Raw genomic sequence first — 12,649 nt, 5'->3', positions numbered from 1 at the left:
CCATGAACCCCGTCAACATCCTCCTCGTCGACGACCAACCGGCAAAACTCCTCAGTTACGAGGTCATTCTCGAAGAACTCCAGGAAAACCTCATCAAGGCGCAATCCGCTCGCGAAGCCTTCGAGCACCTGTTGCGCACTGAAATCGCGGTGATCCTCGTCGATGTCTGCATGCCCGAACAGGATGGATTCGAGCTCGTCAGCATGATCCGGCAGCATCCGCGCTATCAGAACACGCCGATCATCTTCGTTTCCGCCGTGATGCTGGCGGAACCGGACCGGCTGCGCGGCTATGCTGTGGGCGCGGTCGACTACGTCTCCGTCCCGATTGTCCCCGAGGTGCTGAGAGCCAAGGTGCGGGTCTTTGCCGATCTCTACAGGAAGACGAGGGAGCTCGAACGCCTGAACGCCGAGCTGGAGGCCCGCGTTCACCAGCGTACCGCCGAACTCGAGGCCTCGGCAGCGCAGTTGCGGGAGCTCAACGAAGAGCTCGAGCACCGGATCGATCAACGGACACGGGAGCGCGAAGAGGCGCTCGCACAGCTGTTCGAGGCGCAGAAGCTCGACACGATCGGCCACCTGACCGGTGGCGTGGCCCACGACTTCAATAACCTTCTGATGGCGGTTCTCGGCAGCCTGAACCTTCTGAAGAAGCGGCTTCCGGCCGATGAACGCAGTGAACGCCTGGTGACGAACGCGATCCAGGCGGCCGAACGCGGCACCGCGCTGACCCAGCGCCTGCTTGCTTTCGCACGCCGCCAGGAGCTCAAGCCGCAGGCGGTCGACTTCTTCAGGCTGTTCGAAAATGTCGAGGATCTTCTCGCCAAGGCGGTGGGGCCGCGCATCGAAATCCGCAAAAGCATCCCGGCGGATCTGGCACCCCTTCTGGTCGACAGCAACCAGTTGGAACTGGCGCTGCTCAACCTGTTCGTCAATGCCCGGGATGCGCTCGAAAGCGGCGGAGCCGTGACGGTTGCCGCGGCGGCAGCCGAAGACGCCCGCCCGGCCGGGCTCGCGGGCGGAAATTACATCCGGATATCGGTGTCGGACGATGGCGAGGGGATGGACGAGGCAACGGTCTCGCGTGCCGCCGAACCGTTTTTCACCACCAAGGGGGTCGGCAAGGGCACCGGTCTCGGCCTGTCGATGGTGCATGGCCTGGCGGCGCAATCCGGCGGCTCTATCCAGATATCGAGCGTCAGGGGCAAGGGCACGACGGTTTCGCTTTGGCTGCCCGTTGCCGAGGCATTCGTCAAGGTGCAGCCTCCCGTCGAGCTGCCGGCGACGGAGCCTTTGAAGCCGGCGTCGCGGCCGCTTGCCATTCTCGTAGTTGATGACGATGCCCTTGTCAGGACCGGGACCGTGGCGATGCTGGAGGATCTCGGGCACCTGCCGCAAGAGGCGTCTTCCGCTTCCCAGGCCTTGGAATTCTTTGCCGACGGGCAGGATTGCGATCTCGTCATCACCGATCACGCCATGCCGGGCATGACGGGCGCCGAGCTTGCGCGTCACCTTCGCTCCTCCTTTCCAGGCCTGCCCATCATCCTTGCCTCGGGATATGCCGAGTTTTCCGAGGACCATGGCCTCGGCCGGATGCTGCGGATGAAGAAGCCATTCACGCAGGAACAGCTTCAGACGGCCATGGATCAGGCGCTCTCGGGCAAAGTCGCGGTGGCCTGAGGGTCGAAGCGTAACGATGCCAAGGCGAACGGCGCGGCTATCCCGGTGATAGCGGCCGCTTTCGCGCGTCCGCGTGCGGACGAAACTTTTCGCTCCCGCAAAAGTTACCCAAATCCCATCCCATTTTCATCGAAGGCTTTCCCTTGACCAAAATGACGTTCGGACCGGCATTCACTGAAGAGGGCATTCTAGTCCGCCTCTGGGCTCCGCTGCATGAAAGCGTGTCGCTGAAACTCGAAGGCGCTGATCCGCGGCCGATGCAGGCGGTCGGGAACGGCTGGCACCACTATACGGTCGCGGATGCCGGTGTCGGTACCCGCTACCGCTTCGTCCTGCCGGACGGTCTCGAAATACCCGATCCCGCCTCGCGGTTTCAGCCGCAGGATGTGCACGGACCGAGCGAAGTGGTCGACCTTTCCTTCTATCGCTGGAAGACGAGCGACTGGACGGGACGGCCTTGGGAAGAGATGGTCATCTACGAGATGCATATCGGCTGCTTCACGCCGGAGGGCACTTTCAAGGCCGCGATCGAGCGGCTCGACCATCTGCAAGCGCTGGGCGTTACGGCGCTGCAGATCATGCCGCTTAGTGAATTTCCCGGCCGTTACAGCTGGGGTTATGATGGCGTGCTTCCCTATGCTCCGGACAGCAGTTACGGCCGGCCGGAAGATTTCATGGCGCTGGTGGACGCAGCGCACCAGCGCGGCATCTCGGTTTTCCTGGACGTGGTCTACAATCACTTCGGCCCCGACGGGAACTATATCCCCTCCTATGCGCCGCTCTTTACCGACCATCACGAGACGCCCTGGGGCAACGGCATCAATTACGACGGCGACGGATCGGAGATGATCCGCGAGTTCATCATCGAGAACGCCATCTACTGGATCACCGAGTTCAGGCTCGACGGTTTCCGCTTCGATGCCGTCCACGCCATCAAGGACGACAGCGCCGAGCATCTGCTTCACGCGCTTGCCCGCCGCGTCAGGGACGCGGCCGGCGACCGGCATGTTCATCTGATCGTCGAAAACGAGGAGAACGACAGCGACCTGTTGACGCGTGACGAAAACGGGGAGGTGAGGCTGTTCACCGCCCAGTGGAACGACGACGTACACCATGTGCTGCATATCACTGCCACCGGCGAAACCTTCGGCTATTATGCCGATTACGCTGGTGATGCCGGCAAGCTCGGCCGGGCGCTGGCGGAAGGTTTCGTCTTTCAGGGGGAGCACATGCCCTATCGCGGCGGAAGCCGCGGCAAGCCCAGCGGCTATCTCCCGCCCACCGCTTTCATCTCCTTCATCCAGAACCATGACCAGATCGGCAACAGGGCGCTGGGGGATCGGGTTCTGGCTTCGAGCCCGGCTGATGTCGTCAAGGCCGTCGCCGCAATCTACCTGCTGGCGCCCGAGATCCCGATGCTGTTCATGGGGGAGGAATGGGGTGCCAAAGAGCCTTTCCCCTTCTTCTGCGATTTCGACGAGGATCTGAACGAGAAGGTCAGGAAAGGCCGTCGCGAGGAGCTTTCCCGTCTCCCGGGCTTCGACGCCGACGACCTTCTCGACCCGACGGCGCCATCGACCTTCGCCGCCGCCAAGCTGGACTGGTCGAAACTCGCCTCTTCCGAGGTCCTTGGTTTTTACAGGACGCTTCTCGACCTCCGGCACCGCAGGATCGTGCCTTTGCTGAATGGCGCTGGCGCCGGGAACGCGGTCTTTCGCTCGGCGGGAAGCGCGCTCGCGGTGGATTGGACCCTGGCGCAAAACCGGCGTCTTCATCTGCACGCCAACCTCGGCGCCGAGGCGGCGGCGCCCGTCTCGCAGCAGGATGACGGCGAGACTATCTTCCGTCTCGGCGGCAGCGATGGCGGCGATCTGGCGCCCTGGACGGTGATCTGGAGCATCGGCGAGGCGTGACCGCGTGCTGACAGGAAGGCGATCGGACGATGAAATCTGCTGAGCTCGACAAGCTCGCCCGCCGGCATGGCATCAGCCTGACCAGACCCAGTCCCGACAATCGGGAAGTGGCGATATCAGGCGAGACCAAACGCAAGATCCTCTCGGCACTGAAGATCGACTTGCCGGGAACGGCCGATCCCGAGAACGGCGCGCTGCGGTGGAAGCCCAAGTCTGCGGCTAAGAAGATTGCCAGGTCATTTCTGCCCGATTTCCTTTCCGGCACGCGCGTCTGGGGCGTGAGCCTGCAGCTTTACGAGCTTCGTTCGGCGCGCAACTGGGGCATAGGAGATTTCGAGGATCTGTCCGATATGGCGGATCTCGCGGGATCGCTGGGCGCCGATTTCATCGGCCTGACCCCGCTTCACGCACCGTTTCTCGCCGATCCCGACCGTTGCAGCCCCTATGAGCCCTCGAGCCGCCAGCATCTCAACCCGCTCTATATCGCGGTCGACCGGCTGCCGGGTTTTGCCTGCAGTCCCGAACTCGAAGGGCAATTGGCAAGCCTTCGCCAAACCGATCTCGTCGACTACGCCGGCGTCGCACAGATCAAGCTGAGGGCCCTGCGAGATCTCTGGCCGGCCTGGCGACGGCGCGGCGTGATCGATGACGCCTATGATCCGGCCGATTTCGACGCCTTCGTCACGCTAGGCGGCAACAGCCTGCGGCTGCACGCGCTTTTCGAATGCCTCTCGTTTTCCATGGTCGAGCGCGGGGTGGGCGCCGGCTGGCAATGGTGGCCGGCCGATTTTCAGCGCTTCGACAGCGCCGTCGTCACCGAATTCGAGCGAGGACACGCGGACGATGTTCGTTTCCACATGTGGCTGCAATGGCTTGCTCACCGGCAACTGATGCAGGCGGCGGAGCGGGCGCGGAAGGCAGGCCTGCGGATCGGGCTCTATCTCGATCTTGCCGTCGGGGAGGCGGTCGACGGCTCGGCCACATGGAGCGAGCCGGATACCTATGTCGCCAAGGCCACCATCGGCAGCCCACCCGATCCATTCGCCGTGGACGGGCAGGACTGGCACCTTGCCGGATATCTGCCTTCCGCGATCGCGGCAGGAGAAATGTCGCCTTTCCGGCGCATGGTCAGCGCCGCCATGCGATATGCGGGCGCCATCCGCATCGACCACGCCGCAGCGCTTCGCCGCCTTTTCTTGGTGCCATTGGGCGACAGGCCAGACGGCGGCGCCTATGTCCGCTATCCCCAGGATCGGCTTCTGCAGATCCTCGCAGAAGTGTCCGCCGAGCATCGGTGCCTCGTTATCGGAGAAGATCTAGGACTGATCCCCAAGGGATTGCAAGACGATCTGGCGGCGGCCCACATTCTCTCCTACCGCATCCTTTCCTATGAACAGGACGAGAAGGGCTTCAAACCTGCGGACGTCTATCCCGTCCTGGCTTTGGCCTGCATTTCGACGCACGACCACCAGACCCTTGCCGGCTGGTGGCGTTGCGCCGACATTCGGGCCCGGTGCGACCACGGCATCGTGCCGCCCGATCTCACCGAGAAACATCTCGAAGACCGCAAGCGCGAGCGGAGGAACCTGAAAGCGGCGCTGAAGGCTGCCGGCCTCGAACTGCCGACCAGGCTTTCCCAAGCGCGGGCAAGCGAGGAGACGCTGAGTGAATTGACCGTCAGCGCCTATCGCTTCATCGCCAGGACGCCCTCGCTGCTCGCCGCGGTCCGTCTCGCCGATCTCACCGACGAAAAAAGGCCGACCAATCTGCCAGGCACCAGCGACAGCTATCCGAACTGGAAGCCGAAGCTATCGGTTTTGCTCGCGGATCTGATGTCGAGCCCCCTGCTGAACAGCGTGACGGCGGCAATGCGGGAGGAACGGCCGCGGGAGTGATTAAGGCCGGGCGAGCCGTCCGCTTCACCAATGTCGTTCGATAGGGCCTGCCGCGCATATGGAAATCGCTTCGCGCAGGGAACGAATAGGAAGCCGGCGAATTTTGAAGGAATAGGGACAGGCATTGCCGAGATGAGGACCCGTCCGCTTTCGCCGCGTCGGATGCGGCGACTATATTGATGGAAAAAAGACCATGACCAGCGCATTCATCCTTATCGCATTGGCTCTGATCATCATCTACGCCGGTCCGACATTGCTGTTCATCTGCGTCGGATATGCCGATTATATGCTGGAGCGGCGAAGGCATATGGTGGCGTTGAAGCACGCCGTGAAGCGTCGCAGCGACGAGTTTTGAGCCTTTCGCGGGAAAACCGCTTCGCACTTCTCCTGGAGTGGCTAGAGGTGGTGGACACCTTTCGTCGGCTTGGATGTTACTCTGATTTCCCAGAAAAGGGATGCAGAGGCAGGTTGGCAAAACCCGCCTCCGGCAGCCGGCGTTCGTGAAGCGCCTCTGCGAATAGTTAGTCGTTCGCCGTGACCTTGACGCCAAGCACCGAAGGAATGGTGTTCGGTGCGCCCATGGCAGCGCCGATGATCATCGGGACGGGAACCGGCTTTTCCGGCGCGGCGCTGATCGTCAGGCTTTTCGGTCCGTCGAGCGCCATCATCATCGGCACTAGACCTTTCAGCGATTGCGCCAGCTGGTCGCCCGTCACGCCCTGCTGCGAGCCGGCATAATCGAGCGCCTTCTTGGTGATCGAGGCATCGTCGAAGCGGATCGAGGCGCTGTTGATCGTCAGCTGCTGCATCAGCCCCAGCATCGCAAGGCCGGTGGCCTGGTTGGCTTCTTCCTTGTTCGGATTGGCCTCGGCAGTCTTCACCGCCTCCTGCAGCGATTTGATGAAGCCCAGCGTGTAACCGGAGAAATCGACGGCGAAATTCAGCCGGCCGACATTCTTGAAGTCGAAAGCATATTCGTCGACAGCGACCTTGCCGCTTTCGATTTCCCAGATGCCCTTCATCGTCACCGTGCCGTCGAGCGTCGTCAGGCCCAGTTTCTCGATGGCCTCCTTCGCATTCGAATCCTCGACCCGCGACAGGTCGGCCTTGAGACCGGCGACATTGGCGTCATAGGCAAAGCCGCCATCCTGGCGTTCGAGGTTCGACTCGATGCTGTCGATCGCGAGCACGTCCTTGCCCTTGATGTTGAGAGCGATCGGGCCGGTGCTGACGGTTTCATAGAGGAGGATGTCGTTCAGCGTATCGCCCGTCGCATTGGCGGGAATCGTCAGGCCTGTGATCTGGATCTCGTTTGCGGAAAAACGTCCTTCCTCCTGGCTGATATCGATATCCGGGAAGGAGACGGTCTTGGCGTGATAGCCACCGCCTTCGATTTCCTCGACGCCCTCGAAGATGAGGTCGCCGATCTTCAAAGTGTCGCCGGGCAGGCTCGAGGATCCCACCTGGACACCGGTCGCCGTTACCGTGTCGCCATCGGCTTCCGCCTTTTCGAAGGTGATGACCGTACCGCCGGCACTGGTTGCGGCATTGAGCTTCTTCATCATGTCCGTGCCATCAAGGGCAAGCGCCGGGCCGGCCAGCGTCAGGAACGCGGTGCTTGCCATCATCAGGTGGAGATTACGCATATGCTTCATGGAGATGTCCTTATGTAGAAAATAGATGCGAGGATTTCGAAATTTCCAGACGGGCCGAGTCCCGCTCTCAGGTCAGAAAAGGCGGTCCACGAAGAGCGCCGCTCGATTTCACGGCTTTCATCTGGTCAGCTAATTTGGGGGCGGTGAGGTCAGGATCAGCCGGAACGCTGCGGCTGAAGAAACATAGATATCCCTCCGCCGGTGAGGGGCGGCAATATTTTCTCTAGCAGGGGTAGCGTTGAGACTCATCCATTACACAAAAATTGTATTTCTTCGATTCTTGCAACCCTTCGAAGTTCGAATGCCGAGATGGGAGTCGCTCGTCCGCGGGGCGCTGCATGATTCAATTGCGCATTTCCGACACTCGCCCGCGCAACAAGTAGGCGAGCGCAAAGACCACCAGGAAGGGGTAGACGAGCACGATGATCGGCAGACCGGCAGCCAGCGCATCGTCTTGCATATAGATGTTGAGGATGCCGGCTCCGAGCACTAAGGGGTACAGCGGCGCAAATCTGTCGAACCACATCCTGAAAGGCCCAGCCAGGAGCAGAACGAGCGCCGGCAGAATGAAAATGCCGAGATTTCTTGCAACATTCATGAGCTCGGGACCGAACGGTTCGGTGGAGGAATAAAGTCGGCCCATCTGGCGGGCCGCCCACAGAGCAGCGATTGCGGCCCCGGCATATCCGGCTGGTCTTGCTAACATCGCCGAACTTCCTTTTGTTCACGCGCCGCGTTGGTAGGGTCGTCCTCTGACTATTATGGCCGCATATTGTCTGCGGCGTCGACGCATTCAAGAATTGTCGTGCGGCAAACGCCGGCCTCCTGCTGCATGAGAGGTTGCGCGCGCCAGGCTCGGTAGGCGATCCGGAATTCGATGTCCTTGTAAAAATAGGTCTTGGCTTTTGGTCGCACGCGGCTCCTGTCCAAAGCGTCCGCCGTTACGACAACATGTGCGGCAAGCCGTTTGAATTGCCATGGCGGCGAAGCTCGCTCCTTCTCGATCACCTCGACATGGTAGTAAAGATCGTGATCGGCAGGCTCCGGATGTTTGTGGACGGTGGCCCAGCGAACGGTCCGTGGTGAGAGGGAGAGAACGACGGTGGAAACATCAGGTGGTTTCACAGCGTCGGCACGCGCGAAGACCGCTGCGCCCAAAATGGTCGCGACAGCAAGAAGGATAGCTCCAGGACTTATGCGCATGTGCGATCGCTATAGGTAGGATTTTCGCTTCGGGTCGAATATCGGCGGATAATCCTCTTCGTCCAGCATGTCGAGAAAAGGGTTCAGTCCCTTCTCCTTGATGAAGCGGTACTCCGCATCGGAAATCAAATTCACCGTGAGGATCTCGACCGGATCATTCTCGACCATAAGCGCTGCCGCAATGCGCTGGTCAGTTTCGATGATCGGCGTGAGAAAGAGAAATGTCCTGAAATCGCATCCCTCGACCGGTGGGGTCGGCATCGGCACCCGATGGCCGAAACCGAACCAGGTCGCATCCATGAATGGAAGTTCGGCAAGCCAGCGCAGATTGACGATAATTTCGGGCGTCGGCTCACGCACGTACCACATCAGTTCGGCTCTGGGCTTTTCGCCCTTTTCCCGGTGCGAGGTCGGCAGCGTCATTCGCCGATCGCTCATGCCGTTGGTCAGGAGCACGTAACCTTCGTCCGTACCGACCGGCGCGAAGTCGCGTCCGAACGCATGAATTTCAATGCCGTCCGATCGGTCGTCTGCGAAGGAATATTCCGGTTCCTCCAGTTCATTCTCATAAACGGTGCGACGGTATGCGTTGAGAGATGTCGTTTCTGCTCCTGGCATCGTCGCCGTCTCTCCATTCTTTCCATTCCACGCAGACCTGGCAGGCCGGGCCGGCGCAGCACTACAGGCCAAGGTCATGGCCAGAAAACGCCTTCGACTGCATGCTCTGAGAAGTGGGAACATATTTAGAAGCACAACCACGCTTTGAATGGATTTTTAATGCCACCGGCCTCTGAAAAATTCAACGTCAACGTGAGGGGATAGACGACTGCTTGCGCTCCGACCGAGCGACGCGATGGCGCGGTCGTTCCGGTTTCGGGCCGAGGTCTCGCCTGCACTGATGTCTCCGGCCAAATTCTGGAACAATGTCTGTCGTCCCCTGTTACATTGACGATAAAAGCGGGTGTCGCGTGAAGACGAGGCAGTTGGAGGGATCGATGAAGCGGAGCATAGCAGTTGTGCTGGTATTTGCGCTTGTGCTGACAGGCTGCACGACCAGCGCAGGCAGTTATTCGTCGGCAGGACTGGCGCCCATTCCCGGCAGCATCACGTATAGTGGCCAGCCTCGCACGAAGTTGACGAAATCACCCGTGGGCTCTTCCTTCCCCCACACCTTCACAGATCAGTGGGGACGTCAGGTCGAGGAGATCTACATCATCCAGCCCGACCGGAGCTTGCTGATCGCCGCGCGTCACTACCGGCCCGTCTTCTCGCTCGACGACGACTAGAACAGGATGATTTCAGGCCCGGTGGGCCCAAAAAATCTGAATCTTGTTCTACATTAGATAGTTAGCAGGATGTCGGCTGAAGACCGCTTACACCTTTCGGCATCAAGTTCTAGGAAGGAGAAATGATCATGCCGCGCCGCAAGAGCACTGAGACGACGACCCTCGACACCAAGGGAGCCAAGATCGGCGAGCCCGTTCCGAAAGCCGTCATCGATACGAATACGGCCTCGGTCGGCGTTCCCCGGCAGACTGATCATAACCTGGCCGAAGAGCTCGGCGCGCTGCGACAGCAGATCGGCGCGCTCCAGCAGCAGGTCCTCGATGCCGCCCGATCGGCAAAGGGAAATGCCGGGAAAGCCATGCGTCAGACGGAGGCAGCGGTGAAGCTCTACCCGGCCTCAACGCTGCTGCTCGTCGCGGCGGTCGCCGGCGCACTTGCCTTTGCCGGACGCCGCGCCGCCCTGCCGCGCCGTAGGCATCAACCGGCACTGCGGGAGTTAAGGGATCTCTACGACACGATCCGCGAACGCCTCTGACAAGATTTCAGGATTGTCAGCATCGCGATTATGGCCGACGCTTCATTATCGAAGCGAGGGGATAATCATGTTCGATATCATCTTACGCAGCGCTCTTGATATCGTTGGGCGGACTGAGCGCCTTATCGAAGCAATGAGGCGACTGCTCCAGAGCGACGACCTCGACGAAGTCGAGGTCTACGATCTCGATTATGAGATCGAGCGGCTCGGGGACGTGGTTTTCAACGTGGACGAAGCCGTTCGATCGTTGGCGCGCACGGTCGAATGCTGGCCGCAGGCCACTCTCGCACACGGGATCCGTCGGACATTGCATTGACGGTTGATGGCCGCCTTGGCAACTGACGCGCCACCAATTCCGCCCTGAGTTGGCAGTGTCGATTCTGCGTGTCACGCCGATGTCACGCGACCGTCGCAGCAATATGTGCTTGATAGGCACCGTTAGGCTCACACCAGGGCGCGGTGGGGCTAAAATTGCTTTTTTCGTTGGGGCATCGCAATGACCTTGAAAACCTCGGGGGAGAAATCTCAACCCCATGAATTCATCTTTCCGGTTCACACCCGGACGATCGCAGAGATCAGGTACAATAGTCTCAGCCGCATCATGACGGTGGTCTATCACGACGGCCATTCCTGCACGACTTCCGGCATACAAGGCCCCGCAATGCTGAGGATCCTCGCCCAGCGTCCGTTGGAGAGCTCTCCGTTTCTGTTGCAGACGGTCATCTAAGGGGAAAGACGTTGCCGGCCCTTGCCGGTACGGCGCTGCTGGGCATCGGTTTTAATCAGCATGGTCGTGCATCTATTTCCCCTGGGCTGCGTTCACTCCCAACAGCCAGACCTATGGAGGGAACGCCGATGACCTTTCCACCACCGAAGACCGAATCCCCTGCGCAGCGCTTCGAAGAGGCGACCGCAGCTGCGCGCGACGCTTTGGAAAGGCTGATTGCAGCCGCCAATGAAGCCGGCTGGGGCACCGAGGAGGTGACCGCGGCACTGCTTAAGGCCGCGCAGTTTCTGAGCGATGCCAACAAGAGAGATCCCGATCCGGCCGACGATCCCTCAATCAGCGATTTGCCTGCAAGGGAGCAGATTGGTCACGGCGAACTCTACGATTAGACGGCGTAGCACTGGTTTTCCAACGCAATGAGACAAGGGTTGCCGGAATTCATGTCGAGTGTCGCACGTCTTTGCGCTCGGAACCCGTTCGCAATATGCAAAGGCTCGCTGGCCACGCGGGCGGTAGGGACGAATTTCAAGGCGTTGGTCAGCGCATGAGCAGCGCAACCAAACCAACCCGGGAGTTCACCCCGAGCTTGGAATAGATGTTTCTGAGGTGGGTTCTGACTGTTTCGTAGCTGATGTGATCGGCTATGGCCACCTCCTTTGGAGAATGGCCCGAGGCAATGCTTGATGCGATCCGAATCTCCGTCGCAGTCAGTTTGTAGGCTTCCATTAGGAAATCTCGCCGCTCATTGAGTGGCGTGGCCACCATCGGCTCGACAATGACGGCCACGGTCGGCCCCTCCAAGAACTCAGTGAACGCATCGGACTGGAGCCGGAGGAGTGTGATGCGATAGCTAGCCTTGTCCTTCGCTTTTGCAATCGCCGTATGCGGCCTTGTTTGCATACCCCTTCTGGAAGTCAGGAAATTAAGAACGGCAGTCGACCTCTCGCATTGAAGTTCGAGCTTGCCGCTTGGAGCGACTTGCACAGGAAAGCCAGCCTCCATTAAGCCTTCCGCGCTCTTATTCCATTGACGTGCTCGCCCTTGCTCCGAAACGTAGATCAGTCCGACGCCGATGCTATCAAACAGGGTTTGCGTCGTCTGTCTTTCCGGGGCGAGTAGATCGCGCTTCCGGATGAAGTCGAAAGCTCTTTTCAAATGAGGCGCGAGTATCGTGTAACGCCCGGCTGCCTCTTTGTTGAAATCGGTGTCGGCTGACGACGTGCAGGTCGATAGCACGAAGGTGCGGGTTTCCTCCCGAATGATCGAGACACCGATGCTCGTCTCGCATTGGGCCTGTCCCTTCAGCCAATCATTGTAGAATTCCGATTTGAGCAAGTCTTCGCGTGGAAAGATTTCGTCTCCGCAGACACCTTGACCAACCGGCACAAAGCTCAATCTCGGAATCCAGGGGTTCACTGCGGCAAAGTGGCTGCTGAACTGGTCGACATCATTCCTCGAAAACCCCGATACGTAGGGAACATGGGCCACAGGCGAGGCCAGATCGTGGTAATGGAGGGCAGCCTTTCCATTCGGCGAGGTTTGCGCAACGCGATCCAGAAAATCCTGCCAGTTGCACTCACCGAATAGACTTCCATAGATCAAATCTATCAGCTCAGATGAAGCGTCTTTTGACTGGAGCATGATCTTTCTGAAAATCCCACAGCGAGTATTTTCGGTATTAAATAACGTTGGTCAGGCAAAGACAACAGCAACCCCATGTAATATCAAATCGGCGACGATGGACATCAGTTGCCG

The 12,649-nt window shown here is 59.8% G+C and carries 14 protein-coding genes; 9 read left to right on the top strand and 5 right to left on the bottom strand.

Annotated elements, in window-relative coordinates; translation table 11 throughout:
• The first annotated feature begins 2 nt into the window (after window positions 1-2).
• The 4 genes from HX898_RS20450 to HX898_RS20435 all read left to right on the top strand — a co-directional run bounded on the left by HX898_RS20450 (window position 3) and on the right by HX898_RS20435 (window position 5,842).
• A complete protein-coding gene (locus HX898_RS20450) occupies window positions 3-1,679 on the top strand; it encodes a response regulator (RefSeq protein ID WP_180195545.1) in 1,677 nt (558 codons plus the stop codon).
• Between the two features lie 152 nt (window positions 1,680-1,831).
• A complete protein-coding gene (gene treZ / locus HX898_RS20445; RefSeq protein ID WP_246697948.1) occupies window positions 1,832-3,592 on the top strand; it encodes a malto-oligosyltrehalose trehalohydrolase in 1,761 nt (586 codons plus the stop codon).
• 29 nt (window positions 3,593-3,621) lie between these two features.
• Window positions 3,622-5,487, top strand: coding sequence for a 4-alpha-glucanotransferase (malQ, locus tag HX898_RS20440; protein ID WP_180195543.1), 1,866 nt, complete (start codon window positions 3,622-3,624; stop codon window positions 5,485-5,487).
• A 193-nt stretch (window positions 5,488-5,680) separates the two neighbouring features.
• Window positions 5,681-5,842, top strand: a complete 162-nt coding sequence (locus tag HX898_RS20435; protein WP_012755472.1) for a hypothetical protein — start codon at window positions 5,681-5,683, stop codon at window positions 5,840-5,842.
• 166 nt (window positions 5,843-6,008) lie between these two features.
• Here HX898_RS20435 and HX898_RS20430 read toward each other — a convergent pair whose 3' ends face one another.
• The 4 genes from HX898_RS20430 to HX898_RS20415 all read right to left on the bottom strand — a co-directional run bounded on the left by HX898_RS20430 (window position 6,009) and on the right by HX898_RS20415 (window position 9,086).
• The gene (locus HX898_RS20430; protein WP_180195542.1) at window positions 6,009-7,142 is read right to left on the bottom strand and encodes a hypothetical protein; all 1,134 of its coding nucleotides are present in this window, start codon (window positions 7,140-7,142) and stop codon (window positions 6,009-6,011) included.
• A gap of 343 nt (window positions 7,143-7,485) precedes the next feature.
• Complete coding sequence (locus tag HX898_RS20425) at window positions 7,486-7,848, bottom strand: hypothetical protein (protein ID WP_138388788.1); 363 nt, start codon at window positions 7,846-7,848, stop codon at window positions 7,486-7,488.
• 53 nt (window positions 7,849-7,901) lie between these two features.
• A complete protein-coding gene (locus HX898_RS20420) occupies window positions 7,902-8,300 on the bottom strand; it encodes a DUF5086 family protein (RefSeq protein WP_246413294.1) in 399 nt (132 codons plus the stop codon).
• Window positions 8,301-8,354: 54 nt separating this feature from the next.
• Entirely contained in the window at window positions 8,355-9,086 is a 732-nt protein-coding gene (locus tag HX898_RS20415) for a suppressor of fused domain protein (RefSeq protein ID WP_246413292.1), read from the bottom strand.
• Between the two features lie 254 nt (window positions 9,087-9,340).
• Between HX898_RS20415 and HX898_RS20410 the strand changes: the two genes are divergently transcribed.
• The 5 genes from HX898_RS20410 to HX898_RS20390 all read left to right on the top strand — a co-directional run bounded on the left by HX898_RS20410 (window position 9,341) and on the right by HX898_RS20390 (window position 11,283).
• Window positions 9,341-9,631: a hypothetical protein gene (locus tag HX898_RS20410; RefSeq protein ID WP_138388791.1), complete on the top strand. Its 291-nt coding sequence runs from the start codon at window positions 9,341-9,343 to the stop codon at window positions 9,629-9,631.
• Between the two features lie 128 nt (window positions 9,632-9,759).
• Window positions 9,760-10,167 carry a hypothetical protein gene (locus tag HX898_RS20405; protein ID WP_138388993.1) on the top strand — a complete coding sequence of 136 codons (408 nt, stop codon included), beginning with the start codon at window positions 9,760-9,762 and terminating at the stop codon, window positions 10,165-10,167.
• A gap of 67 nt (window positions 10,168-10,234) precedes the next feature.
• On the top strand, window positions 10,235-10,483 hold the full coding sequence (locus HX898_RS20400; RefSeq protein ID WP_138388792.1) for a hypothetical protein: 249 nt from the start codon (window positions 10,235-10,237) through the stop codon (window positions 10,481-10,483).
• A 180-nt stretch (window positions 10,484-10,663) separates the two neighbouring features.
• Window positions 10,664-10,894, top strand: a complete 231-nt coding sequence (locus HX898_RS20395; protein WP_138388793.1) for a hypothetical protein — start codon at window positions 10,664-10,666, stop codon at window positions 10,892-10,894.
• A gap of 128 nt (window positions 10,895-11,022) precedes the next feature.
• Window positions 11,023-11,283 carry a hypothetical protein gene (locus HX898_RS20390; RefSeq protein ID WP_138388994.1) on the top strand — a complete coding sequence of 87 codons (261 nt, stop codon included), beginning with the start codon at window positions 11,023-11,025 and terminating at the stop codon, window positions 11,281-11,283.
• Window positions 11,284-11,431: 148 nt separating this feature from the next.
• Here HX898_RS20390 and HX898_RS20385 read toward each other — a convergent pair whose 3' ends face one another.
• The gene (locus tag HX898_RS20385) at window positions 11,432-12,535 is read right to left on the bottom strand and encodes a helix-turn-helix transcriptional regulator (protein WP_180195541.1); all 1,104 of its coding nucleotides are present in this window, start codon (window positions 12,533-12,535) and stop codon (window positions 11,432-11,434) included.
• Window positions 12,536-12,649 lie beyond the last annotated feature (114 nt).

Source organism: Rhizobium sp. WYCCWR 11128 (genome assembly GCF_013416305.1).
Taxonomy (GTDB): Bacteria; Pseudomonadota; Alphaproteobacteria; order Rhizobiales; family Rhizobiaceae; genus Rhizobium; species Rhizobium indicum.
Note: the sequence above shows the minus strand (reverse complement) of the source record. Positions and strands in the feature narration are given on the sequence as shown.